Origin of the sequence: Micromonospora sp. CPCC 205554 (genome assembly GCF_036902745.1) — a bacterium.
Classification (GTDB): Bacteria; Actinomycetota; Actinomycetes; order Mycobacteriales; family Micromonosporaceae; genus Micromonospora; species Micromonospora tulbaghiae.
This window is the reverse complement of the sequence record NZ_JBAKHP010000001.1, coordinates 116,690-140,621: the sequence shown is the minus strand read 5'-3', so window position 1 is coordinate 140,621 and position 23,932 is coordinate 116,690. Positions and strand designations below refer to the sequence as shown.

Below are 23,932 nucleotides of genomic sequence, written 5' to 3'. Positions count from 1 at the left end.
CGGCCCGATGTGCCGTCACCTCGCGTACCTCGGTCCACCTGTGCCCCTGGGCAGCCTGCTGTTCGACCCGCCGTACGGGCTGCTGCGCCAGTCGTGGGCGCCGCGTGACATGCGCGGCGGCGGCACGATCAACGCCGACGGCTTCGGCGTCGCCTGGTACCCGGACGACGGCGACCCGGTCCGCTACCGGCGGGCCCAGCCGATGTGGAGCGACACCACGCTGCCGGAGCTGGCCGCCGTGACGCGGGTGCGGGCGGTGCTGGCCGCGGTCCGCTCGGCCACCGTCGGCATGCCGCTGCACGAGACCGCCGCGGCGCCCTTCGCCGAGGGGCGGTGGCTGTTCAGCCACAACGGCGTGGTGAAGGGCTGGCCGGACAGCCTGGTCCCGCTCGCCGCCGGCCTGCCGGTCCGCGACCTGATCACCCTCGACGTGCCGACCGACTCGGCGCTGCTGTGGGCGCTGGTCCGGCACCGGTTGCGGGCCGGCGCGCCGCCGGACGAGGCGGTGGCGGACACCGTCGCCGCGGTCGCCGCCGCCGCTCCCGGTTCGCGGCTGAACCTGCTGCTCACCGACGGTACGACGGTGGTGGCGAGCACGGCCGGGCACGCGCTGTCGGTGCGCCGCGGCCCGGACTCGGTGCTGCTGGCGTCCGAACCGTTCGACGACGACCCGGCCTGGCGGGCCGTGCCGGACGGCCGGCTCGTGGTGGCGACCACGGGCGGGCTCGACGTGCGGGAGACGACCGCCGTCTGAACGATCCGTACCCATCGCACGAGAGGACACCCGATGAGCGCCGAGCCGCTGGAGATCCACCTGGAGCAGCAGGACCTCGACCGTGGGTTGCGGGAGGACGTACGGGTCGGGCTGGCCGCGACGCCGAAGTGGCTGCCGCCGAAGTGGTTCTACGACGCCCGGGGCAGCGAGCTGTTCGAGGAGATCACCCGCCTGCCGGAGTACTACCCGACCCGGGCCGAGCGGGCGGTGCTGGCCGCGCACGCGGACGACGTGGCCACGATGACCGGCGCGAAGACGCTGATCGAGCTGGGCTCGGGCTCGTCGGAGAAGACCCGGCTGCTGCTGGACGCGTTCACCCGCCACGGCGACCTGGGCACCTTCGTGCCGCTGGACGTCTCGGTGAGCGCGTTGCGGTCGTCCACCGAGCAGATCGCCGCCGCGTACCCGGGGCTGCGGGTGCGCGGGATCGTCGGCGACTTCACCCGCCACCTGGACCGGCTGCCCACCGGCGGCCGCCGTCTGGTGGCGTTTCTCGGCGGCACGATCGGCAATCTGATGCCGGTGGAGCGGGCCGAGTTCCTCACCGCGATGCGCGCGGCGCTGGAGACCGGCGACTGGTTGCTGGTCGGTACCGACCTGGTCAAGGACCCGGGCGTGATCGTGCCCGCGTACGACGACGCGGCGGGCGTCACCGCCGAGTTCAACCGCAACGTGCTGCGCGTGATCAACCGCGAGCTGGGTGCGGACTTCGACGTCGACGCGTTCCGGCACGTGGCGGTCTGGGATCCGCGGCGGGAGTGGATCGAGATGCGGTTGCGCGCCGAGCATCCCACCCGGGTGCGGGTCCTGGACACCGACGTGGTGTTTGCCGCCGGCGAGGAGTTGCGTACCGAGGTGTCGGCCAAGTTCCGGCCGGAGGGGATCGCGGCCGAGCTGACCGCCGCCGGGTTCGACCGGCGGGCGTTCTGGACCGACCCGGACGGGCTGTTCGGGGTGAGCCTGGCCCGGGCCGACTGAGGGCCGCCGTGGCCCCGCCCACACCCGGTGACCGGGCCTGCCGGTGATCGGCTAGGCTGGGCGGCGCGAAGGGGAGTAGCCCCCAATGTCGTGGTCGACACACTGGTGCGTTCCGCATCCGGCCACGCGGCCCCGGTCTCCGGGGCGGGCGAGACCTTCGACTCAGGCTGTCGCAGCCGGGTCGAGGGCGCCCCCGTTCCTCCTCCCGGCTTGATCGGGAAGGTTCACATGGAGGGTTTCCTCGTCGCGCTGGTGGTCAGCTTCGGCGTCATCTTCGTCGCCGAGCTGGGCGACAAGTCCCAGCTCATGGCACTGACGTTCGCCACGCGGTTCAAGCCGGTGCCGGTCCTCATCGGCATCACGATCGCCACCGCCGTCGTCCACCTGGCCTCGGTGGCCATCGGGTACGGCCTGAACGCCGCCCTGCCCACCGACTGGATCTCGCTGATCGCCGGTCTGGCGTTCCTCGGCTTCGGCGCCTGGACGCTGCGCGGTGACAAGCTGACCGAGGAGGAGAAGCGCAAGGCCGAGCGCGGCGGCCGGTCCGCGGTCATCGCCGTGGGCGTGGCGTTCTTCCTGGCCGAGCTGGGCGACAAGACCATGCTCGCCACCATCACGCTGGCCACCAAGTACGGCTGGTTCGGCACCTGGCTCGGGTCGACGCTCGGCATGGTGGCCGCGGACGCGCTGGCGATCCTGGTCGGCCGGATGCTCGGCCGGCACCTGCCGGAGCGGACCATCCGCTACGGCGCGGCGGTGCTGTTCGCCATCTGCGGCCTCTGGCTGATCTTCGAGGCGGTCTCCGAGCTGACCTGAGCCGCCCCCCTACGGCGGCGCCCGATGATCGGAGACCGCCTCGGTGGGTAAGTAGCCCGGGATGAGCGCCGTGGCGGTGACCGCCCGGCGGAGGACGAATCGGCACGACCGGGAGGTTCCGCCCATGAGCAGGCACGACGAGCCCAACGAGTACGGCTTCGCCGGGGGCGCCACGGCGCCGCAGCCGCCACCGGGCGGGCGCGAGGACGAGCAGGACCGCGCCGAGCAGGTGGCCGTACCCGGTGACGACCTCACCGGCCCGGCCGCCGAGGCGCTCGAGGAACCGGAGCGCAAGCGCGAGCCGCGCCCGGCCGAGCGCCGGCGCTGAGGCGTGACCGGCATGCGGCGGGTGTGACCGGTGGTCGCACCCGCCGCACCGGCTCAGGCCGGGCCCTCCTGGTAGACGTCCGGGACGCCGTCGCCGTCGGCGTCCCGGCTCTCCCGTTCGCTGATCCGCCGGTAGACCCGGTTGCGGCGGATCAGCACCACCGAGGCGAGCAGTGCGGAGATCAACGAGCCGAGCAGCACCGCCACCTTGACGCCGTCCTCCTCCGGGCTGCCGGTGCCGAACGCCAGCTCGCCGATGAGCAGCGAGACGGTGAAGCCGATGCCGGCCAGCAGCGCCAGCCCGAGCAGGTCGGCCCAGGTGATCTCCTCGTCCAGCTCGGCCCGGGTGAACCGGGCGAGCAGGTACGTCGACCCGAACACGCCGATCACCTTGCCGAGCACCAGCCCGGCGGCCACCGCGATCACCACCGGGTTGGTCAGCACGCCGCCCACGTCCACGCCGACCAGGGTCACCCCGGCGGCGAAGAAGGCGAAGACCGGCACGGCCAGGCCGGCGGAGACCGGCCGCCAGCGGTGCTCCAGCCGCTCGGCCAGGCCGGGCGCGCCGTCGCGGCCGCGCAGCACCGGCACTGTGAAGCCGAGCAGCACACCCGCCACCGTGGCGTGCACGCCGGAGGCGTGCACCAGCGTCCAGGCGGCCACCGCGAGCGGGATCAGCGCCCACCACCAGGTCCGCCGCCGCTGCACGAGCAGCCCGAACACGGCGATCGGCAGGAGTGCGCCGAGAAGCGGCAGCGGCTGGAAGTCGGCGGTGTAGAACACCGCGATGATGGTGATCGCGAACAGGTCGTCGACCACCGCGAGGGTGAGCAGGAACGCGCGCAGCCCCTGTGGCAGGTGGGAGCTGACCACGGCGAGCACGGCGAGCGCGAAGGCGATGTCGGTGGCCGTGGGGATGGCCCATCCGCGCAGGCCGGCGCCGCCGGCGCTGAGTGTCACCGCCAGGTAGATCAGTGCGGGCGCGATCATGCCGCCGAGCGCGGCGATCACCGGCAGCGCGGCCCGCCGGGGGTCGCGCAGGTCACCGGCGACGAACTCGCGCTTGAGTTCCAGGCCGACCACGAAGAAGAAGATCGCCAGCAGCCCGTCGGCGGCCCAGGTGCGCAGGTCCAGGTCCAGGTGCAGGCCGGCGCCGCCGGGCCAGGGCACCCAGTGGCTCAGTTCGGCGTACGCGGCACGCCACGGCGAGTTGGCCCAGATCAGGGCGAGCACCGCACCGAGCAGCAGCAGGCCGCCGCCGACCGTCTCGGTGCGCAGCACGTCGGCCAGGAAGCGGGTCTCCGGCCAGGAGCGGCGGGACAGCAGGCGGGACCGGTGCGGGGTGTGCTGGGGCATGCGGCGTCCGTTCGGAAGCTGGGGTCGGCGGAACCATCGCCGACCAGGCTTCCCGGCACACCGGGATCAACCCTAACGGGCGCCGCCACCGGCGGCGAGCCGAGCCGGGCCGATGGGACACCCGTCTCATCCCGTGGTCGGGCGTCCCATCGGCCGGCGGGTCAGCGTTGTCCGGGCAGCGCCGGCAGGGACACCCCGGCCGGGTCGCAGAACGCGGCCATCCGCTTGATCAGCTCGTCCGCGTCGGCGTACGGGTCGAGCCCGCGGATCTCGTCCGGGTCCAGCTCGGGCACCGGGACGTGGGAGATCAGTGGGTGCAGTGGCCGGCTGTCCACCTCGTCGGCGCCGAACAGGTGCTCGTGCAGTTTCTCGCCCGGGCGCAGACCGGTGAAGACGATCTCCACCGGGCGGTCCGCCTCGGCCGCCAGCCGGCGTGCCACGTCGGCGATCCGGACCGGTTCGCCCATGTCGAGCACCAGCGCCTCGCCGCCCCGGCCGATCGTCGCGGCCTGGAGCACCAGGTGCACCGCCTCCTGCACGGTCATGAAGTACCGCGTCACGTCGGGGTGGGTGACCGTGATCGGCACCCCGGCCCGGATCTGCGCCTGGAACGCGGTCAGCACCGAGCCGCGGCTGCTGAGCACGTTGCCGAACCGGACGCTCAGGTACCGGCCGCCGAGCCGCTGCGCGTGGTACGCGGTGAGCCGCTCGGTGATCCGCTTGGAGTAGCCGAGCACGCTCGCCGGGTTGGCCGCCTTGTCGGTGGAGATGTTCACGAACTCGGCGACGTCCCGGCACGCCTCCAGCACGTTCAGCGTACCCATGATGTTGGTCTTGATCGCCTCACCGGGATGGCGCTGGAGCAGCGTGAGGTGCTTGAGCGCCGCGGCGTGGAACACCACGTCGGGCTGCCGGTCGGCGATCACGCGGGCGATGCCCTCGGCGTCGCGGATGTCGGCCAGGATCAGCTCCGGCCCGTCCAGCAGCGCGCGTCCGTGCAGGGACATCTGCAGGGCGTGCAGCGCGGACTCGTCGCGGTCGAGCATCATCAGCTCGTCCGGCTCGCAGCGGGCGATCTGGCGGCACAGTTCCGAGCCGATCGAGCCGCCGGCGCCGGTGACGAGCACCCGGCGTCCGGCCAGCCCGCCGCGCTCGACGCTCAGCTCGGCCACCCGGTGCGCGCGGCCCAGCAGGTCGGTGAGCTGGAGGTCGCGGACGTCGGTGGCGGCCACCGGGCGGTCGAGCACCTCGCGTACCGGCGGCAGGACCTTGAACGCCGCCCCGGCCTCCAGCGTGCGGGTGCGCACGTCGCGCAGCAGCTGCGGGTCGGAGCCGCTCATCGAGAAGATGACGGTGCTCGCCCGGGTGGCCCGGACGGCGGCGGCGATCTGCTCCCGGCCGCCGAGCACGCGCAGCCGCTCCAGCCGCAGGCCGCGGCTGTCGGGTGCGTCGTCGAGCAGGCCCACCGGCCGGTAGCTGCTGTCCGGGTCGTGCAGCAGCACCCGGACGAGGCGCTCGCTCGCCGCGTCCACCCCGTAGATCAGGCAGCGCTCGGCGTGCCCGGCGGCGGGCGGCCGGCGGTCGGCGTGGGCCCGCCAGAGTCCCCGGGCGGTCGCCATCACCACGAGCGCCACCGCGCCGCCGACCAGCGGCGTGCTGGCCGGAATCGGGTGCCGCGCCCACGGCAGCAGGGCGACGAAGCCGACGGCCGCGACGAGCGCGACGGTGGTGGCCAGGCCCTGCGCGTCGCCGGCGCTGCCGATCGGGTACCGGCCGTAGAGCCGGGACCGCAGCAGCGTGAGCGCGGCGTACAGCGCGGCGCAGGCCAGTGCCAGGCCGAGCGTACGGGCGCTGGCGGCGGTGGTGAGGTCGAACTCGTACCGCGTCCAGGCCGCGCCGAGAAAACCTCCGCACCACGCGGCCGTGTCCAGCGTTAACAGGGAAAGGGTGGCGGCGCGGTGGGTGATCCGGCCGGGGGGTCGAACGGCTGTGATCGCATCACGATCCATGGGCTGCCCTCTGTGTCCTATCCGTATTGAAAGGATTAGACCGTCTGTGCCTGTTCGGTCGTTTACTGTCGTCCAGTCACGTAACGTCGTGAATAGGCGATTCGATCCTGGCACGGCGACTGGTGTTTTTAGGGGGCTTTCGTGCAGTTTCATCGGCAGACCGGCGTGTCACGAGGGGGAGCGTGATGGACGTTCTCGGCTACCTGCGCCTGGTCCGGCGCCACTGGTGGATCGTGCTGGTGACGGTGATGCTCGGCCTGGGCACCGCCGCGCTGGTGACGGTCCGGACGGCGCCTCGGTACGAGGCCTCGGTGACGTTCTTCGTCACCACGCCCAGCCAGGGGGTCACCGACGCCTACCAGGGCGGTCTCTTCCTCCAGCAGCGGGTGAAGTCCTACGGTGACCTGCTCACCAGCGACCGGCTGGCGCAGAGCGTGGTCGCCGACGCGCCGCTCGGCCTCACCGCCGACCAGGTGCGCAGCCGGATCCACACCACCGCCACGACCGGCACGGTCCTGCTCAAGGCGACGATCACCGACACCGACCAGACCCGGGCGTTGAAGACCACCGAGACGCTCGCGGCGAAGTTCACCGAGCTGGTACGCAAGGTCGAGACGCCACCGGACGGCAAGGCCCCGCCGATCAAGATCGAGGTGGTCAGCGGTCCCCGTGTCACCTCCAACCCGGTCTCGCCGCAGCCCACCCGCAACCTGGTTCTGGGCGGTCTGCTCGGCCTGCTCGCCGGCGTCGGCCTGGCCGTGCTGCGCGGGATGGCCGACGTCCGGATGCGTGACGGCGCCGGGCTGCAACGGGTGACCGGCAGTCCGCTGCTCGGCGAGATCCCCTACGAGACCGGCGCACGCTCGGCACCGCTGATCGTCGGCGACGCGGCCACCTCGGCCCGCGCGGAGGCGGTCCGCAAGCTGCGGACCAACCTGCGCTTCGTGGACGTGCACGAGCCGGCCCGGGTCATCGCGGTCACCAGCGCGCTGCAGGGCGAGGGCAAGACCACGATGGCCTGCAACACCGCCATCGCGCTGGCCGAGGCGGGCTGGCGGGTACTGCTGATCGACGCCGACCTGCGCCGCCCCAAGGTCGCCGACTACCTCGGGCTCGACGGCGGGGTCGGCCTCACCGACGTGCTGGTCGGCGACGTCCAGGTCGGTGACGTGGTGCAGCGCTGGGGTGAGAAGTCCCTGCTGGTGCTGCCCAGCGGTGCCACCCCGCCCAACCCGAGCGAGCTGCTCGGCTCCAAGTCCATGGCGGACCTGCTGGTCGCGCTGCGGGACTCGGCGGACATCGTGGTCATCGACACCGCGCCGCTGCTCGCGGTCACCGACGGGGTGGTGGTGGCCGTGCAGGCCGACGGCGCGCTCCTGGTCACCCAGCAGGGGCGTACCTCCCGCAGCCAGGTCGCGGCGGCGGCGCACGCGCTCAGCTCGGTCTCGGTGCGCCTGCTCGGCTGCGTGCTCAACATGGCCAAGGTGGCCAAGTCGGACGCCTACCAGTACGAGGCGTACAAGGTGGTCGTGCCGCCCGCGGCGCCCTCCGTGCCGGCCGACCGGGCCGGCGCCCGCCGGGGCGCGAAGGCCGTGGGCGACCGGACGCAGGAACTCACCCGGCTGTCGCGATGAGCGCGAGCACGGGCCGGATCGACCGCTCGATCTCCTCGGCGCAGCGCCGGAAGTCGGCCGGCGAGCCGCCGATCGGATCGCGCAGGTCCTCCGCGCCGGGGGCGGCGGGTTGCAGCCGCCCCCGGGCGCGGACCGCGGCCGACACCGCCGCCCGCAACGGCGTGCCCGCGTCCGCCTCCGCTTCGGCGGGGCGGGCCTCGGCCGCCAGCCGGGCGAACTGCCGCAGCGTGAACGTCCGGGTCAGCGCGGTCGGCGCCAGCGCGGTGCACGCCGAGCGTTGCCGGCGGGTCGCGGTGAGCACCAGCGCGGCCCCGGTCAGGTGCTCCGGGCGCAGCCGGCGGGTCCGGAAGGCCGCCGGGTCCGCGCCGGTGGCCGCGGTCACCTCGACCGCGTACGGGTGCATCGCGCCCCCGTCGATCGCGTCCGTCCCCGCGCTGGCCACCGCCAGCGGCAGGCCGGCCAGCATCCGGCGGGCGATGAACTCCGCCATCGGTGACCGGCACATGTTCGCGTGGCAGACGAAGAGCACCTCGTCGACCATCTGCACCCCTCTCGTCGGCACGGTCGCGACGGAGGGTGCCGCGACGGCGTTCTTCCGGCGGTCGCGGCCGGACGCAGAGGGGATGCGGGAATGGTACGCGGTGCGATGCCCGGCCGTCCGGAAAGCCGCGCCGGGAGCGCGGCCATGAGGGTCGGCATCCTCACCTACCACTTCCCGCCGGAGCCGTCGTTCGTCCCGGGCAGCCTGGCCGAGGAGCTGGTGGCCCGGGGCCACGAGGTACGGGTGCTCACCGGCTTCCCGGACTACCCGGGCGGCCACGTCTATCCGGGCTGGCGGCAGCGCTGGCGGCACCAGACGCACAGCGAGCGGCTGACCGTGCGCCGGGTGCCCCGGTACGCCGCGGGCGACGGTTCCGCCCGTGCCCGCACCACGAGCTGGCTGTCCTTCGCCGGCAGCGCCACGCTCGCCGGCCGGGGCCTGCTGCGTGACGTCGACGTGCTCTACGTCCACGGCCACCCGGCGGTCACGTTCGCCGCCACCGGGCTGCTGCGGCTGCTCGGCCGTACGCCGACCGTGCTGCACGTGCAGGACGTGTGGACCGAGCGGGACGGGCGCGCGGAGCGGGACAGCGGGTGGCCGGCGCGGCTGGAGGCCGCGACCCGTCGCCTCTACCGGGAGGCGGCGGTGGTGGCGGTCGGTTCGCCGTCCATGGCGGATCTGGTCCGCGCCGGCGGGGCCGACCCGGGCCGGGTGCGCACCGCGCCGAACTGGACCGACGAGCGCATCTTCCGCCCCACCCAGGCCGGCCCGGCGGTGCGGCGGCTGGTCCGCCGGGACGACCGCTGCGTGGTGATGCACGCCGGCACGATCGGCGCGCGCCAGGATCTGGAGACGGCGGTCCGCGCGGCGGCGGCGCTCGGCGACCGGATGGACCTGGTGCTCGTGGGATCGGGTCCGCAGGAACGGCGGGTGCGAGGGCTCGCCGCCGACCTCGGCGCGGACAACGTCCGGTTCCTGGAGCGGCGCTCCGCCGTCGACATGCCGCAGCTCTACGCCGCCGCCGACTACCAGCTCGTGGCCCAGCGCGACCTGCCGGAACTGCGGGGCCGGGTGCCCGGCAAGCTGCAGGCCGCGCTCTCCTGCGCCGCGCCGGTGGTCGCCTCCGCGGCGGGGGAGACCGCGGAGGTGGTGGAGCGGGCCCGCGCCGGTCTGTCCTGCCCGCCGGAGGACTGGGCGGCGCTGGCCGACCGCTTCTGGCTGGCCGCGGCCATCCCGCCGGCCGCCCGGCTCGACATGGGCAGGCGCGGCCGCGACGCGTACCTGCGGGACATGTCGATGCGCTCCGGGGTGGACCGGATCGAGGCGCTGCTGCACGAAGCGGCCGACCGCTCGTCGAACCGAACAAAGCTCGCACACAGCCGATAAGTCGCCAGAGTGTCGAATAACGCCTCGAACATGCACTTTCTCGTGCTAAAAACCACTCGATTGCGAATTGTGTCCGATTCGACCGACAGGTAAGGGGAAATCCGTGACCGGACCTGGTGCCACGCCCGGCCGGCGGCGCCGTTCGCGACGGCGGCGGCGTGCCCGGGTCCGCCGGATCCTGCTGACCGGGCTGGTCGTCGTGTCGGTGCTGCTCGGCACCGGCGGCTGGGTCGCGTTCCGGGGCTGGCAGGCCCGCGCCCACCTGGTCAACGCCGCCGGACTGGCCCGGGAACTCAGCGCCCAGGTGCTCGACGGCGACGTGGCCCGGGCCCAGCGCACGCTCGCCGCGTTGCAGGAACAGGCCGCCGCCGCGCGCGGCGAGACCGGGGATCCGGTGTGGTGGGTCGGCCAGCAGACCCCGTACGCGGGGGACAACCTCGCCGCGGTGCGGCAGATCTCGGTGGCGGTGGACGACCTGGCCCGGCTCGCGTTCCCCACGCTGCTGCGCGTGGACCTCGCCTCGCTGGTGCCGAAGCAGGGCAAGCTGGACCTGGCCCGCCTGCGCGCCGTCTCGGACGAGGTCTCCGCCGCCGACCAGGCGGTGCGCACGACCGCCGACCGGCTGCGGCAGGTGCCCACTGGCGACCTCGTGACGCAGGTACGCGACGCGGTCACCGCCCTGCGCGCGGAGCTGGACCAACTCGGCGAGCTGACCTCGGCCGCCGATCGCGGCGCGCGGCTGCTGCCGCCACTGCTCGGCGCGGACGGACCGCGCAGCTATCTGCTGGTCTCGCAGAACCCGGCCGAGCTGCGCGCCACCGGCGGCATGTTCGGCGCCTACGCCGTCCTGCGCGCCGAGGGCGGCCGGATCCGCCTGGTGAAGCAGGGCAGCTCGTCCGGCATGGGCCCGTTCGAGCCACCACTGAAGGTCGACGCGGAGGCGAAGCGGCTCTGGGGCGACCTGCCGGGCCTTTATCCGGCGGACGTGAACCTCACCCCGGACTTCCCGGCCGCCGCCGCGCTCTACCGGGAGATGGTCCGCCGCCGTACCGGCACCACAGTGGACGGGGTGCTCGCGGTGGACCCCGTGGTCCTGTCGTACCTGCTCGGCGTGGTAGGCCCGGTGAACGTGCCGGACGGGCCGTCGCTGGGCGCCGCCACCGCGGTACGGACGCTGCTCAGTGACTCGTACCGGGACCTGGACACGAAGGACCAGGACGAGTACTTCGCCAAGGCCGCCGCGGGCGTCTTCGACACCCTGTTCACCAAGACGGTCGACCCGCGCGCACTTTTGACCGTTTTTAGCCGTTCAATCAACGAACGTCGGATATTGTTCTGGAGTGTCCGATCTGAAGAGCAGCGCGCACTGGCCGGCAGCCGGCTGGCCGGTCAGCTCCCGGAGAAGGACTCCGTGCCGACTGTCGGCGTGTTCCTCAACGACGGCAGCGGCGCGAAGCTCGGCTACTACCTCAGGTTCTCGGCCACCGTGACGGTCGGCGAATGCCACCCGGACGGGCGCCGCGAGCTGCGGCTGCGGGTCACGGTGCACTCCACCGCCCCGAAGTCGGGCCTGAGCAAGTCGGTCACCGGACTGGCTCTGGCCGGCGACAAGTACACCGCACGCACCTTCGTCTCCGTGCACACGCCCACCGGCGGCGCCGTGCTCACCGGCCGGCTGGACGGACGGGACACCGCGATGGGCAGCGGCACCCACGGCCGCCGCCAGGTGGCGGTGGCGAACGTGGAGACCCGCCCGGGGCAGACCCGGACGCTCGACGTCACGGTGCTCTCCGGCCAGACCGGCGCCGGGACGGCCGAACTGGTGCACACGCCCACCGTCACCCCATGGACCACCCAAGTAGTCAACGCACCAAGCTGTGAACAGTAGGAGGGAATCCATCATGCGGCTATCCCGCATCATCATGGCGCTCACGGTGGGCCTGGCCGTAGCGGCCGTGCCGACCGCGGCCGGGGCGGCGCAGCCGCAGCCCCCGGTCTACCCGCCCGAGGTCGCGTCGCTGACCGTCTCACCGACGACCATCCGGCTCGGCGAGACGTTCACCCTGCGGGGTTCGAACTTCGCGCCGAACGAGTCGGTGCGCATCGACGTGGCGATCTCGGGTCTGCCCGCGGCCGCCCCGGCCGAGGGGACCGCGCGGCGCAGCGACGGCAGCACGGTGGCGATGGCGCCGGTCGCCTACACGCCCAACCGGGCCCAGCCGCAGCCCGCGCCGACCACGTTCACCGTGACGGCCGACGCCAGCGGCAACTTCACCGTCACCTACCGGCCGACCCGGCCGGGCCGGTACACGTTCACCGCCACCGGCCTGACGTCCGGGCGGATCGCGAGCGCGACCGGCACCGTCCTGCCGCCGCGGCCGACCAAGTCGCCGCACCACGGCGGGCTGCCGGTCACCGGTGACAGCATCGGCACGCCGCTGAAGCTCGGTGGGGGCCTCGCCGCCGCCGGTGCGGTGCTGCTGCTGGCCTCGATGGCCTGGCGTCGCCGCCGCCTCGGCTGATCCGAGGCGCGCCGGGGACGACCCGGCTCGATCGTGAGTGCCCGCCGGACCCCGTCCGGCGGGCACTCACGTGTCCGGGCGACACGACACAATGAGCCATGGACGCGACACCGTGGACCGATCGGACCGGCCTGCTCACGCTGCCCGGGGGCGCCACCGTACGCGGCCGCAGGGTCGCCGGGCCCGCGTCGCCGGCCGACTTCGCCCTGCTGCTGGCACCCGGTCCCGAGCCGGAGTGGCCGTCCCGGCGGGTCCGCTGGCCCGACTTCTGGATCCCGGCCGACCGCGCCGACGCCCTCGACGCGCTGCGGGAGGCGTGGCGGCGCGCGTACGCGGGGGAGCGGGTCGAGGTGGCCTGTCACGGCGGCGTCGGGCGCACCGGCACCGCGCTGGCCGCGCTCGCCGTGCTGGACGGGCTGCCGCCCGCGCGGGCGGTGGCCTGGGTCCGGTCCCACTATCACCGGCGCGCGGTGGAGACGCCGTGGCAGCGGTGGTGGCTGCGCGGCGTGCGCTGACACCCCGCCCCGGTCACCGACCGGGACCGCCCGATCGGCACGGCGTCACGACACCGGTGAGCCGTCCCGACCTGATCATCGGGCTCGGTAGGGTGCCTTCTCATGAGAGCCCGGGTCCTGGCCGCCGCCACCGCCGTCACCCTGCTCGCCACCGGGGTGCCCGCCCCGGCCACCGCCGCCCCGGCCACCACACCCGCCGTCGCGGCCACCACACCCGCCGCCCCGGCCGCCGCGCCCGCTGCCGCCGCGCCCTGCCCGCGCCTGCCCGCGCCGAAGGTCAGCCGGCCGCCCCGCCCGACACCGCCGGCCACGACGCCCGAACAGGCGGCGGTGGGCGGCGAGGCGCTGGCCGGCGCCGGCCTCGTCGCGCCACCCGGCAGCCCTGCGCCCCCGGCGGTCACCGCCACCACCTGGCTCGTGGCGGACCTGGACACCGGCGCGGTCCTCGGCGCCTGTGGCGCGCACGTCCCCGGCACCCCGGCCAGCACCCAGAAACTGCTGCTGGCCGCCACCATGCTGAGCCGGCTGGACCCGAAGCAGGTCGCCGTCGCGACCCGCGCCGACCTGGACATCGAGCCGGGCAGCTCGGCCGTCGGCCTGCTCGTCGGCGGCCGCTACAGCGTGGAGACGCTGTGGCTGGGCCTGCTGCTCCAGTCCGGCAACGACGCCGCGAACATGCTGGCCCGCCTCGGCGCCGGCAGCGCGCAGGCCGGCGTCGCCGAGATGAACGCGCAGGCCCGCCGACTCGGCGCCGGGCAGACGCACGCGGTCACGCCGTCCGGCCTGGACGGTCCCGGCCAGTTCACCAGCGCGTACGACCTGGCGCTCATCGCGCGGGCCTGCTTCGCCGACGCCGCGTTCCGCCGGTACGCGCTCACCGAGCGCACGCAGATCCCGGCCCAGCCCGCGCTGAAGAAGGGCGGGTTCCAGATCCAGAACGAGAACCAGCTCATCTACCGCTATCCCGGCGCGCTCGGCGGCAAGACCGGCTTCACCGAGCTGGCCCGGCACAGCTACGTCGGTGCCGCCCAGCGGGACGGACGCCGCCTCGTGGTGACGCTGCTCGGCGCCGAGGCCCGCCCGGTACGCGGCTGGCAGCAGGGTGCCCAGCTGCTCGACTGGGGCTTCCGGCTGCCCCGCGACGCCTCGGTCGGCCGGCTGGTCGAGCCGGGCGAGCGGGAGGCCGAGGCGGCGCAGCCCCGGCAGGCGGCGGCCGCCGAGCCCACCCGTACCGCCGCCCCGCCGTGGCGGGGGCCGGCCCGGACGGCGCTGCACCGCATCGGCGACGGGGACTGGCGGGTGATCGTGCCGGTCGCCGGTCTGCTGGCGCTCACCGTGGGCGGGGTGGCGGCGGTGTTCGCCGCCCGCCGGGGCCGCGCCCGCAGGCGGGGACGCCGCCGCGCCTGAGCGGGCGGCACCCTACCGCGCGGTCCCGGCCCCGGAACGCGAATCCCGGAGCCGGTGACCCGTTCGGGTCGGCGTGGCTAGCCTCCGGGTCATGAGGACCTGGGGACCCTTCGTGGCGCTGGCCGCCGCCCTGCTGCTGCCGGCGCCGGCGACACCTGCGACGGCCGCCGTCCGCGCGCCCGCGCGCCGGCTGCCGGTCGCGCCGCCCTGCCCGAACGTGCCGGCCCCGTCGACCCGGCCACCGCAGCCGCCGCCCGCGCCCGACCCGGCCGCACGGGCCGTCGGTGGCGCCGCGCTCGACACCGCGGGCCTGGTCGTCCCGCCCGCGTCGACGGTGCCACCTGCGGTGACCGCCACCTCGTGGGTGGTCGCCGACCTGGACAGCGGTGCGGTGCTCGGCGGCTGCGGCCCGCACGAGTACGGCGTACCGGCGAGCGTGCAGAAGCTGCTGCTGGCCGCGACCATGCTGCCCCGGCTGGACCCGGACCGGGAGGTGACGGTGACCGCCGGGGACCTGGCTGTCGAACCGGGCAGCTCGGCGACCGGGCTGGTCGAGGGCGGGCGCTACCGGATCGAGACGATCTGGCTGGGCCTGCTGCTGCGCTCCGGCAACGAGGCGGCCAACGCGCTCGCCCGGCTCGGCGGCGGCCCGGACGGGCCGGCCGGCGGGGTACGGGCGATGAACGAGGAGGCGCACCGGCTCGGGGCCCGGCAGACGCACGCGGTCACCCCGTCCGGGCTGGACGGGCCGGGGCAGTTCACCAGCGCGTACGACCTGGCACTCATCGCGCGGGCGTGCTTCGCCGACCCGGCGTTCCGCAGGTACGCCGCCACCCGGAACGCGCAGATCCCGGCCCAGCCGGCGCAGCGGGCGAAGGCGTTCACCATCTCCAACGACAACATGCTGCTGGACCACTATCCGGGTGCGCTCGGCGGCAAGACCGGCTTCACCGACCTGGCCCGGCACACGTACGTCGGCGCGGCCGAGCGTGGCGGGCGGCGCCTGGTGGTCACGCTGCTCGGCGCCGAGGTGACCACGCAGCGGGGCTGGCAGCAGGGCGCGGCGCTGCTGGACTGGGGGTTCGCGCAGTCCCGCGACGCCGCGGTCGGACGGCTGGTCGAGCCGGGGGAGCTGGACCGGTCCGCGCCACCGGCGGGCGGGGCGGCCTCGGCGCTGGCCGGACACGCCGGTCTGACCGGTGGCGGGGCGGCATCCGGCCCACGGCCCGGCACCGGAGTGACGGTCGCGGTGGGCGTGGTGCTGACGGCCGGGGGAGCGCTGTTGCTGGCCCGGCGGCGCCGCAACGCCGCCGCCGTCGCCATGTCGGCCGGGCCGGTTCTGCGGGAGCCGGAAATTCCGGAACAGGACTGAAAGGAGCGACCCGGATCAGCGGCCGGCGGGCCCCGCGGTGCTGTCCCGCACCACGAGTTCGGTGGCCAGCTCGACCCGGGGCGAGTCGATCTCCTCGCCCTGGGCCAGCCGCAGCACGGTACGCGCGGCGAGCCGGCCCATCTCGACCAGCGGCTGTCGCACAGTGGTCAGCGGCGGTGAGGCCCAGCGCGCCTCGGGCAGGTCGTCGAAGCCCACCACGCTCACGTCGTCGCAGACCCGCAGCCCGCGGCGGCGCACCGCCTCGTACACCCCGAAGGCCATCTGGTCGCTGGCGGCGAAGATGGCCGTCGGCGGGTCGTCGAGGTCGAGCAGCGCGCCACCGGCGGTGAAGCCGGAGGCGTGGTAGAAGTCGCCGGGCTGCACGAGCCGGTCGTCGGCGGCGACTCCGGCGGCGGCCAGCGCGGCCCGGTAGCCGTCCAGCCGGGCGCGGCTGCACAGCAGGTGCGGCGGGCCGGCCACGAAACCGATCCGGCGGTGGCCGAGCTCGAGCAGGTGCTCGGTGGCGGCCAGGCCGCCGGTCCAGTTGGTGGCGCCGATCGCCGGCACGTCCGTGGCGGCCAGGCCGGCCGCCGGGTCGACCACCACCACCGGCACGTTGAGGCGCCGCAACTGAGCCTGCACGGCCGGGCTCAGGTGCGAGGTCACCACGATCACACCGTCGGACGCGCGGGCGCGCAGGTTGTGCAGCCACTGCCGGGTGGAGCTGGACTCGCGGTGGATCGCCGAGACGACGGTACCCACCCCGGCCGCGTGGCTGACGTCCTCCACGCCGCGGATGATCTCCACGGCCCACGGGCTGTCCAGGTCGTTGAAGACCAGGTCGACGAGGTCCGCCCGGCGTACCGTACGGCTGCCCCGGCGCCGGTAGCCGTGGTGGCGCAGCAGCTCCTCGACCCGTTCCCGGGTGTCCGGCGCGACGTCGGAACGCCCGTTGAGCACGCGCGACACGGTCGGGACCGAGACGCCGGCCTCCCGTGCGATCGCGGTGATGGTCACCCTGCGCTCGTCGTCCGCGCTCACCCGTGTTCCCTTCGCCGGCTGCCGGAACCGACCGGTAGACCGTCCCGCCCCACGCACATCTTGCCGTACGCCGAGGGCTTGACGACAGGCCGGACCGGCCCTAGCGTTCGCACGAGTTGCGGAAACCTTCCGGAAATGCGCCCGCCATCTTCCGACGGCTCGCCGTCCACCCCCGACGAACGACGAGGAATCCGAGTCGTGTTCACCGACCTGACCGAGGCCGAACTCCGTACCCACCGCAGCGACCTGCACGAGCCGCCGGACTTCGACGCCTTCTGGGCTGACACTCTGGCACAGGCGCGCTCGTGCGGCGACCCCGTGTCGGCGACTCCGCTGCCGACGCCGCTGACCGGGGTGGACGTCTTCGACGTGACGTTCCCCGGCTTCGCCGGACAGCCGATCCGCGCCTGGCTGCGGGTGCCGCGCGGCGCCGCCGGGCCGCTGCCCACGATCGTGCAGTACGTCGGGTACGGCGGCGGGCGCGGCCACGCGCTGGAGAACCTGCTCTGGTCGGCGGCCGGCTTCGCCCACCTCCAGATGGACACGCGCGGCCAGGGCTCGGGATGGAGCCGGGGCGACACACCCGACGTCGCCGCCGCCGGGCCGCAGGCGCCGGGCATGGCAACCCGGGGCATCGAGGACCCGAACCGGTACTACTACCGGCGCTTCCTCACCGACGCGGTCCGCGCCGTGGACGCCGCGTGCGAGCTGCCGGCGGTCGACCCGGACCGGATCGCCGTACTCGGTCACAGCCAGGGCGGGGCCGCCGCGCTCGCCGCCGCCGCGCTGGCGCCGAGGGTGCGCGCGGCGGTGGCGCTCGTGCCGTTCCTCTGCGACATCCCGCGCGCGATCACGATCACCGACGCCACGCCGTACCGGGAGATCCGCGACTACCTGGCCGTGCACCGGGACCGCGAGGAGCAGGCGCTGCGCACGCTCGGCTACGTCGACGGCGTCGCGTTCGCCCGCCGCGCCACGGTTCCGGCCCGGTTCTCCGTCGCGCTGATGGACGAGATCACGCCGCCGTCCACCGTCTACGCCGCCTACCACGAGTACCGGGGCGACAAGGACCTGACGGTGTGGCGGTTCAACGGCCACGAGGCGGGCGGCATGGACGACGACGCCGCCGCCGTGGACTTCCTCCGTACCGTGCTGGGCGGCTGACCACCGGTTCCGCCGATGCGGCCCGGCGGCCCGCCGGGCCTGGTAGACACGGCGGGTGGGCACCGGCAGACGCGCGACGGCGGTCCTGGCCGTCGCGGCCGTGCTGCTCGCCGCCGCCTGCCAGCGGCCCGCGCCGTCCCCGTCACCGTCCGCGCGCCCGTCGCCCACCCCGACCGGCCCCCGCGCCCCGGCGGGCTTCGTGGACCTCACCGCCGTCGACCCCACCGTCCGCACCGACATCCGGTACGCGGGCCCGCACAACTTCGTCGGCCGGCCGATCGACGGGTACGCCGAACCGCGCTGCCTGCTCACCCGCCCGGCCGCGCAGGCGCTGCACCGGGTGCAGACCGCCGCGCTCGCCGGTGGGCACAGCCTCAAGGTGTACGACTGCTACCGCCCGCAGCGCGCGGCGGACGACTTCGTCGCCTGGGCGAAACTCCCCGGCGAGCAGCGGATGAAGGGGGAGTTCTACCCCGGCGTGCCCAAGGACCGGCTGTTCGTCGACGGCTACATCGGCGCCCCCACCGCGCACAGCCGGGGCAGCACCGTCGACCTGACCCTGGTCCCGGTCTCCGCCGCCGCTCAGCCCGCGTACACGCCCGGCCAGCCGCTCGTGCCCTGCACCGATCCGGCGGGCCGCCGATTCGCCGACGACTCGATCGACATGGGCACCGGCTTCGACTGCTTCGACCCGCGCGCCCACACCGCCGACGCGCGGATCAGCGACACCGCCCGGAGCAACCGCGACCTGCTGCGCCGGCTGATGTCCGCGCAGGGCTTCGAGAACTATCCGCTGGAGTGGTGGCACTACCGGTACGTCGACGAGCCGTACCCGGACACCTGGTTCGACTTCCCGGTGGCCGGTTCGTCGCTGCGGTGACGCGGTCGTTCCACCATGATCGATCGCGGCTAGGCTGGGCGCTCATGGAGACCGAACGGATCGGGCCGCCGCTGCTCGCCGGCGAGCGGGAGTCGCTGCGCGCCTTCCTCGACTTCCACCGGGCCACGCTGGCCCTCAAGTGCGAGGGGCTGACCGTCGAGCAGTTGCGCCGCCCGGCGTCGCCGCCGTCCACGCTGTCCCTGCTCGGTCTGGTCCGGCACATGGCGGAGGTGGAGCGCACCTGGTTCCGCCGGGTCATCGCCGCCGAGGACGTACCGCTGGTGTGGTCGGACAGCGGCGACTTCCAGCAGGCGTACGACGCCCGCGACGCCGACCCGGCGGAGGCGTTCGAGGCGTGGCGGCGCGAGATCGAGCACGCCCGGCGCATCGAGCGGGAGGCCGAGTCGCTCGACGTCACCGGCCACCAGGCACGCTGGGGCGAGGACGTCTCGCTGCGCCTGGTCATGTTGCACATGCTGCACGAGTACGCCCGCCACAACGGGCACGCCGACCTGATCCGCGAGGCGATCGACGGCACCGTCGGGGTCTGAACCGGCGCGGTCAGCGCGTGCGCAGTGGCAGCCAGGCCAGCACGTCGGAGATGCGCGCGTCCCAGTACGCCCAGTCGTGGTCACCCGGACCGAAGTCGACGGTGACCGGCACGTCCCGTCTCCGGGCCACGTCGAGGAACCGCAGGTTGTCCTCGTACAGGAAGTCCTCGGTGCCGCAGGCGACGTAGAGCGCCGGGAGGTCGTCGCCGGCGCGCTCCAGCAGCCCCACCGTGTCGTCGTCGGCGGGCACCGGGCCGTCACCCCAGACGGTGTGCCACACCGCCGGGTCGACCGGATGGGTCGGATGGTGGCGGCGGCGCGTCACGTCCAGCGCGCCGGACAGGCTGGCCGCCGCCGCGAACCGGTCCGGGTGGCGCAGCGCCCACTTCACCGCCCCGTAGCCGCCCATCGACAGGCCCGCGACGAACGTGTCCTCCCGGCGGGTGGACAGCCGGAAGAACGACCGGCACACCTCGGGCAGTTCCTCGCTGAGGAACGTCCAGTACCGGTTGCCGTGCGCCTCGTCGCAGTAGAAGCTGCGCTGCACCTGCGGCATCACCACGGCCAGCCCCAGCGGCGCCACGTACCGCTCGATCGAGGTGCGCCGGGTCCACACCGTGTCGTCGTCGGTCAGGCCGTGCAACAGGTAGAGCACCGGCGGGTCACCGCCGGCGGCCGTGCCCGGCACGCCGATCCCGGCCGCGCCGCGATCCGGCAGCAGAACCGTCATCGACGTGCCCATGCCGAGTGCCTCGGAGAAGAAGTCACAGCGGATCAGCGCCATGAGGCGGCAGCGTACCTCGGAGGGGTTCGATGGGGGCGTTCCTATTGCCCCGGGACGGTCGTACGGGAAAAGATGGCCGTGCGTGCCGGAAACACACCCGTAACCTGCGCGCTGCTGGTCTCTGTCACGAGGAAGTGGGAGTCAGTCATGAGCGACGTGTCGGCCGCACTGGGTGTGCGCCTCTACCCGGACCTGGTCGAGCCCGGCGGTCTCGCCCCCGCGCTCGTGGCGACCGCCGCCGCGCACCAGCTCGACGTCGGCGAGGTGACCGCGCCCGAGCAGGGGCGCAGCCGGTTCACCTGCGCCGAGATGACCTCCGCCCGGGGCGTCGTCTGCGTCAGCCTCGGCTCCCAGGCCCGATACTTCATGATCGACCTGCGGGTCGACGGCGACGTCCAGGCCCGGGGCGACGCCACCGACCTGCTCCAGGTCGCGCAGGTGGCCGCCGCGTGGCGGGCCGGCATCACGCTGGCCGAGCTGACCGCGCGCTACCCGTTCATGGAGGAGATGCGGCGCCACCCGGTGGCGCACGCCGGCTGAGGCCGGGCACCTCAGCCCTGCCCGACCCAGGTCGACCGCCGCTCCCGGACGCGTCGTGTTGATCTAGGGTGATGCGATGACCGCCGGGCGCGTGACGACCGTACTGTTCGACTTCGCCTGGACTCTGTTCGCCAGAGACTCGGAACGTTGGGTGGGCAACGCGGCGGCATCGATCGACCGGGCATTGGCTGCCGGCGAGGCGCACCGTATTGCCGGCGACTTCGCGGAACTGTTGCGGGAGACGACCACGGATCCGGCCCACATCGCCCGAGATCTGGATCCGCGAGTCTGGGATCGGGCGATTCTCACCGTGCTGGAACAGATTCCTGGGGTTGACCAGGCGCTGGCGTCGGCCATGCACGAAACACACGCCGAAGCGATCGAGCCGTACGCCGACACCGTCGCCACCCTGTCCGCATTGCGTGACAGCGGTGTTCGCATCGGCGTCGTCAGCAACGTCGGCTGGGACATCCGCAAATGCTTCGCCAGGCACGGACTCGACGGCCATGTCGATGCGTTCGTACTGTCCTACGAGGTCGGCCTCGTCAAACCGGACCCTCGGATCTGGGTCGCCGCCCTCGCCGCCCTCCATGCCGCACCGGGCCAGACCCTGATGGTCGGTGATCATCCCGCTGGCGACGGCGGATCGGTTGCCGCCGGCATACCAGCGCTGATCCTGCCGATGGTGGATTCGCCCGCGCAGAAACGCGGATTCGAATACCTGCTCAGGCTTGCCCAGGTTACGTCCTGACGGGTCTGTCGCTGGTCCTCACGTAAAGCTCCTCGTGAAGTTGATCCCTCCGCAGAGACCTCCTTCATACGAGGACTTCACTCGCAAATTCACGTTGCCGCCGGTGCGCGGCGCCCCGTACCGTGAGCGGCAACGTTCTGATCCACCAGGGGAGTCCACCGTGTCGCAGCAGAACCGCACCCGCGCCGAGCGGCAAGCGCCGCGCGCCGGTGCCCTGCTGCCCGAACCGGGCACGGGCCGGCGACGGCAGTGGCAACCCGGGTGGTGGCGCGTCTAGCGCCGGCGCGACGATCCGCGCGAACCGCCCGCCCCGACACCGGAGCTGGGCGGTTCTCCGTGTCCGGGGCATCCTCACCGACGGCACCGCGCCGTCGAGGGGCCGTTGGAGCAACTGGCAGCTCACCCGGCTCTCATCCGGGAGGCTACGGGTTCGAGTCCCGTACGGCCTACGTCAGACGGACATGAGCAAGGAGGCGACGATGGGTTTCACCCCGCTGGCCGGTACCCGGGCACCGGTCCGGGTCTGGACCGACCCGTACGCGATCGAGGCGCAGGCGGCCCGGCAGCTGCGCAACATCGGCGCGCTGCCGTGGGTGCAGGGCGTCGCGGTGATGCCGGATGTGCACTTCGGCAAGGGCGCCACCGTCGGCTCGGTGATCGCGATGCGGCAGGCCGTGTCGCCGGCCGCGGTCGGCGTGGACATCGGCTGCGGCATGTCCGCGGTACGGACCTCGCTGACCGCCGCCGACCTGCCCGACGACCTCGCGCCGCTGCGTTCGGCGATCGAGGCGGCGATCCCGGTCGGCTTCGCGATGCGTGACGACGCGGTCGATCCGCGCCGGATCCGGGGACTGGAGCAGGCGGGCTGGGACGACTTCTGGCGGCGGTTCGCGACGCTGGACCGGAAGGTGGCCCAGCTCCAGACGCGGGCGCAGCGGCAGCTCGGCACGCTCGGCGGCGGCAACCACTTCATCGAGGTCTGCCTGGAGCAGGGCGGCGCGGACGACGGCCGGGTCTGGCTGATGCTGCACTCCGGTTCCCGCAACATCGGCAAGGAGCTCGCCGAGCGGCACATGGCGGTGGCGCGCGGCCTGCCGCACAACACCGGCCTGCCGGACCGGGATCTCGCGGTGTTCCTCGCCGGCACGCCGGAGATGGAGGCGTACCGGCGGGACCTGTGGTGGGCGCAGGAGTACGCCCGGCGCAACCGGGCGGTCATGCTCGCGCTGCTCTGCCAGGTGGTCCGGGAGGCGTTCCCGCACGCCGGCTACGACGAGCCGATCTCCTGCCACCACAACTACGTGGCGGAGGAGAGCTACGACGGGGTGGACGTGCTGGTGACCCGCAAGGGGGCGATCCGGGCGGGGAAGGGGGACCTGGGCATCATCCCCGGCTCGATGGGCACCGGCTCGTACATCGTGCGCGGTAAGGGAAACCTCGACGCGTACTGCTCGGCGTCGCACGGCGCCGGGCGGCGGATGTCGCGGGGGCAGGCGAAGCGGACGTACAGCACCGCGGATCTGGCCGCGCAGACCGCCGGGGTGGAGTGCCGCAAGGACGCCGGTGTGGTCGACGAGATCCCCGGCGCGTACAAGGACATCACCGAGGTGATGGCCCGGCAGGAGGACCTGGTCGAGGTGGTCGCCCACCTCAAGCAGGTCGTCTGTGTGAAGGGTTGACCGGTGGGGCCGGCGTCGAGGGGGCGCCGGCCCTATCGGGTACGCCGGGCGACGCGTACGCCGATGGCGACCGCGCCGATGACGAGCAGCGCGGACAGGAGCTGGAGGCCGGGGGAGTCGTCGGCCTCCCCGTACACGAAGCCGGCGACGCCGAGCGCGACGGCGAGCAGGGCTGCGGCGGCGGCCAGGTATCTCATCGTTCCTCCTCGTCGGCGACCCATTCGAGCAGGTCGCCGGGCTGGCAGTCGAGCACGCGGCACATGGCCTCCAGGGTGCTGAACCGGACGGCCTTGGCGCGGCCGTTCTTGAGCACGGCGACGTTGGCCGGGGTGAGCCCCACGCGCTCGGCGAACTCGCCGACGCTCATCTTGCGCTTGGCCAGTTCGACGTCGATGCGCACGACGATCGGCATCAGATCACCGCTTCCATGTCGGTGCGCAGCGTGGTGGCCTGGCGCAGCAGCGCGCGCAGGACGACCATCAGCAGCCCCAGCACGCTGACGCCGGTGACCAGCAGGAACAGCAGCAGCGGCAACCCCGGGTCGTCGGCGTTGAAGCCGACGTAGCCGAACACGCCGACGAGCACCACCCAGGCGGCGGCGACCGCCCAGACGATCCCGTCGACCCAGCCCAGGGACGCCTCGGTGAAGATGCGGTCGTTCTTGACCAGGGTGAGCAGGTGCCAGGTGCAGACGATCACCACCTGCACGCACAGCACCCAGAAGATCGTCACCGCGGTGGCGGGCCACCGCAGGTACGCCATGTCCGGGTTCTCGCGCGCCATGTGCGCGAACTGCCCGGGCAGCGACATGGTCTGGAACAGCACCAGGATCGCGAACAACAGGACCAGGAAGGCGCGGAGTGGTGTCACCGCGCGTTGCGCCGTCAACATGCATCGACTATCG

At 73.8% G+C, this 23,932-nt stretch carries 25 protein-coding genes and 1 tRNA gene; 18 read left to right on the top strand and 8 right to left on the bottom strand.

All coding sequences use genetic code 11. The features are described from left to right. Positions 1 to 7: 7 nt before the first annotated feature. The 4 genes from egtC to V6U82_RS00670 all read left to right on the top strand — a co-directional run bounded on the left by egtC (position 8) and on the right by V6U82_RS00670 (position 2,897). Complete coding sequence (gene egtC, locus V6U82_RS00685; RefSeq protein WP_128137942.1) at positions 8 to 754, top strand: ergothioneine biosynthesis protein EgtC; 747 nt, start codon at positions 8 to 10, stop codon at positions 752 to 754. 33 nt (positions 755 to 787) lie between these two features. Then, complete coding sequence (gene egtD, locus V6U82_RS00680) at positions 788 to 1,753, top strand: L-histidine N(alpha)-methyltransferase (RefSeq protein WP_128137941.1); 966 nt, start codon at positions 788 to 790, stop codon at positions 1,751 to 1,753. Between the two features lie 228 nt (positions 1,754 to 1,981). Then, positions 1,982 to 2,569: a TMEM165/GDT1 family protein gene (locus V6U82_RS00675; protein ID WP_128137940.1), complete on the top strand. Its 588-nt coding sequence runs from the start codon at positions 1,982 to 1,984 to the stop codon at positions 2,567 to 2,569. A gap of 124 nt (positions 2,570 to 2,693) precedes the next feature. Further along, positions 2,694 to 2,897 (top strand): hypothetical protein, encoded by a 204-nt coding sequence (locus tag V6U82_RS00670; protein ID WP_128137939.1) that lies wholly within the window; start codon positions 2,694 to 2,696, stop codon positions 2,895 to 2,897. A gap of 53 nt (positions 2,898 to 2,950) precedes the next feature. On the opposite strand, the gene nhaA is transcribed toward V6U82_RS00670, so the two are convergent. Both nhaA and V6U82_RS00660 read right to left on the bottom strand, forming a co-directional pair. Next, positions 2,951 to 4,252 carry a Na+/H+ antiporter NhaA gene (nhaA, locus tag V6U82_RS00665; RefSeq protein WP_334458543.1) on the bottom strand — a complete coding sequence of 434 codons (1,302 nt, stop codon included), beginning with the start codon at positions 4,250 to 4,252 and terminating at the stop codon, positions 2,951 to 2,953. A 161-nt stretch (positions 4,253 to 4,413) separates the two neighbouring features. Continuing rightward, positions 4,414 to 6,261: a nucleoside-diphosphate sugar epimerase/dehydratase gene (locus tag V6U82_RS00660; protein WP_334458542.1), complete on the bottom strand. Its 1,848-nt coding sequence runs from the start codon at positions 6,259 to 6,261 to the stop codon at positions 4,414 to 4,416. 185 nt (positions 6,262 to 6,446) lie between these two features. Here V6U82_RS00660 and V6U82_RS00655 point away from each other — a divergent pair, with 185 nt between their 5' ends. Then, a complete protein-coding gene (locus V6U82_RS00655) occupies positions 6,447 to 7,895 on the top strand; it encodes a polysaccharide biosynthesis tyrosine autokinase (protein ID WP_334459026.1) in 1,449 nt (482 codons plus the stop codon). Here the strand turns inward: V6U82_RS00655 and V6U82_RS00650 are convergent. After that, positions 7,876 to 8,457 (bottom strand): arsenate reductase/protein-tyrosine-phosphatase family protein, encoded by a 582-nt coding sequence (locus V6U82_RS00650; RefSeq protein ID WP_334458540.1) that lies wholly within the window; start codon positions 8,455 to 8,457, stop codon positions 7,876 to 7,878. The genes V6U82_RS00655 and V6U82_RS00650 overlap by 20 nt on opposite strands. Before the next feature lie 123 nt (positions 8,458 to 8,580). Between V6U82_RS00650 and V6U82_RS00645 the strand changes: the two genes are divergently transcribed. The 6 genes from V6U82_RS00645 to V6U82_RS00620 all read left to right on the top strand — a co-directional run bounded on the left by V6U82_RS00645 (position 8,581) and on the right by V6U82_RS00620 (position 15,638). Then, a complete protein-coding gene (locus tag V6U82_RS00645; protein WP_334458539.1) occupies positions 8,581 to 9,822 on the top strand; it encodes a glycosyltransferase family 4 protein in 1,242 nt (413 codons plus the stop codon). A gap of 103 nt (positions 9,823 to 9,925) precedes the next feature. Next, positions 9,926 to 11,710: a DUF4012 domain-containing protein gene (locus V6U82_RS00640; protein WP_334458538.1), complete on the top strand. Its 1,785-nt coding sequence runs from the start codon at positions 9,926 to 9,928 to the stop codon at positions 11,708 to 11,710. Positions 11,711 to 11,723: 13 nt separating this feature from the next. Then, positions 11,724 to 12,344, top strand: a complete 621-nt coding sequence (locus tag V6U82_RS00635; protein ID WP_128138550.1) for a hypothetical protein — start codon at positions 11,724 to 11,726, stop codon at positions 12,342 to 12,344. A gap of 98 nt (positions 12,345 to 12,442) precedes the next feature. After that, the gene (locus tag V6U82_RS00630) at positions 12,443 to 12,859 is read left to right on the top strand and encodes a protein-tyrosine phosphatase family protein (protein ID WP_334458536.1); all 417 of its coding nucleotides are present in this window, start codon (positions 12,443 to 12,445) and stop codon (positions 12,857 to 12,859) included. Positions 12,860 to 12,961: 102 nt separating this feature from the next. Further along, a complete protein-coding gene (locus V6U82_RS00625) occupies positions 12,962 to 14,266 on the top strand; it encodes a D-alanyl-D-alanine carboxypeptidase family protein (protein ID WP_334458534.1) in 1,305 nt (434 codons plus the stop codon). 91 nt (positions 14,267 to 14,357) lie between these two features. After that, positions 14,358 to 15,638, top strand: coding sequence for a D-alanyl-D-alanine carboxypeptidase family protein (locus V6U82_RS00620; RefSeq protein ID WP_334458532.1), 1,281 nt, complete (start codon positions 14,358 to 14,360; stop codon positions 15,636 to 15,638). Between the two features lie 15 nt (positions 15,639 to 15,653). On the opposite strand, the gene V6U82_RS00615 is transcribed toward V6U82_RS00620, so the two are convergent. Then, complete coding sequence (locus tag V6U82_RS00615) at positions 15,654 to 16,679, bottom strand: LacI family DNA-binding transcriptional regulator (protein ID WP_334458531.1); 1,026 nt, start codon at positions 16,677 to 16,679, stop codon at positions 15,654 to 15,656. A gap of 198 nt (positions 16,680 to 16,877) precedes the next feature. On the opposite strand from V6U82_RS00615, the gene V6U82_RS00610 reads away from it, so the two are divergent. The 3 genes from V6U82_RS00610 to V6U82_RS00600 are packed head-to-tail and all read left to right on the top strand — an operon-like array spanning position 16,878 to position 19,274. Then, positions 16,878 to 17,843 (top strand): acetylxylan esterase, encoded by a 966-nt coding sequence (locus V6U82_RS00610; protein WP_334458530.1) that lies wholly within the window; start codon positions 16,878 to 16,880, stop codon positions 17,841 to 17,843. A gap of 55 nt (positions 17,844 to 17,898) precedes the next feature. Further along, entirely contained in the window at positions 17,899 to 18,723 is an 825-nt protein-coding gene (locus tag V6U82_RS00605; protein ID WP_334458529.1) for a M15 family metallopeptidase, read from the top strand. 44 nt (positions 18,724 to 18,767) lie between these two features. After that, on the top strand, positions 18,768 to 19,274 hold the full coding sequence (locus V6U82_RS00600) for a DinB family protein (RefSeq protein WP_128137807.1): 507 nt from the start codon (positions 18,768 to 18,770) through the stop codon (positions 19,272 to 19,274). A 10-nt stretch (positions 19,275 to 19,284) separates the two neighbouring features. On the opposite strand, the gene V6U82_RS00595 is transcribed toward V6U82_RS00600, so the two are convergent. Then, entirely contained in the window at positions 19,285 to 20,058 is a 774-nt protein-coding gene (locus V6U82_RS00595) for an alpha/beta hydrolase (protein WP_334458528.1), read from the bottom strand. 147 nt (positions 20,059 to 20,205) lie between these two features. Here V6U82_RS00595 and V6U82_RS00590 point away from each other — a divergent pair, with 147 nt between their 5' ends. The 4 genes from V6U82_RS00590 to V6U82_RS00575 all read left to right on the top strand — a co-directional run bounded on the left by V6U82_RS00590 (position 20,206) and on the right by V6U82_RS00575 (position 23,028). Then, positions 20,206 to 20,598 (top strand): hypothetical protein, encoded by a 393-nt coding sequence (locus V6U82_RS00590; protein ID WP_013286540.1) that lies wholly within the window; start codon positions 20,206 to 20,208, stop codon positions 20,596 to 20,598. 76 nt (positions 20,599 to 20,674) lie between these two features. Further along, positions 20,675 to 21,349, top strand: a complete 675-nt coding sequence (locus V6U82_RS00585) for an HAD family hydrolase (protein WP_334458524.1) — start codon at positions 20,675 to 20,677, stop codon at positions 21,347 to 21,349. A 376-nt stretch (positions 21,350 to 21,725) separates the two neighbouring features. Beyond that, positions 21,726 to 21,798: transfer RNA gene (locus V6U82_RS00580), tRNA-Glu, on the top strand. A 30-nt stretch (positions 21,799 to 21,828) separates the two neighbouring features. Beyond that, positions 21,829 to 23,028, top strand: coding sequence for an RtcB family protein (locus V6U82_RS00575; RefSeq protein ID WP_128137812.1), 1,200 nt, complete (start codon positions 21,829 to 21,831; stop codon positions 23,026 to 23,028). Between the two features lie 32 nt (positions 23,029 to 23,060). On the opposite strand, the gene V6U82_RS00570 is transcribed toward V6U82_RS00575, so the two are convergent. Genes V6U82_RS00570 through V6U82_RS00560 form a run of 3 tightly spaced genes read right to left on the bottom strand, consistent with a single transcriptional unit; the run spans position 23,061 to position 23,919 of the window. Continuing rightward, positions 23,061 to 23,225: a hypothetical protein gene (locus V6U82_RS00570; protein ID WP_302906360.1), complete on the bottom strand. Its 165-nt coding sequence runs from the start codon at positions 23,223 to 23,225 to the stop codon at positions 23,061 to 23,063. Continuing rightward, a complete protein-coding gene (locus V6U82_RS00565) occupies positions 23,222 to 23,440 on the bottom strand; it encodes a helix-turn-helix domain-containing protein (protein ID WP_013476639.1) in 219 nt (72 codons plus the stop codon). Before V6U82_RS00565 ends, V6U82_RS00570 begins: the two co-directional genes overlap by 4 nt. Beyond that, positions 23,440 to 23,919 carry a DUF2975 domain-containing protein gene (locus V6U82_RS00560; RefSeq protein ID WP_334458522.1) on the bottom strand — a complete coding sequence of 160 codons (480 nt, stop codon included), beginning with the start codon at positions 23,917 to 23,919 and terminating at the stop codon, positions 23,440 to 23,442. The genes V6U82_RS00565 and V6U82_RS00560 overlap by 1 nt, the downstream gene beginning before the upstream one ends. Positions 23,920 to 23,932 lie beyond the last annotated feature (13 nt).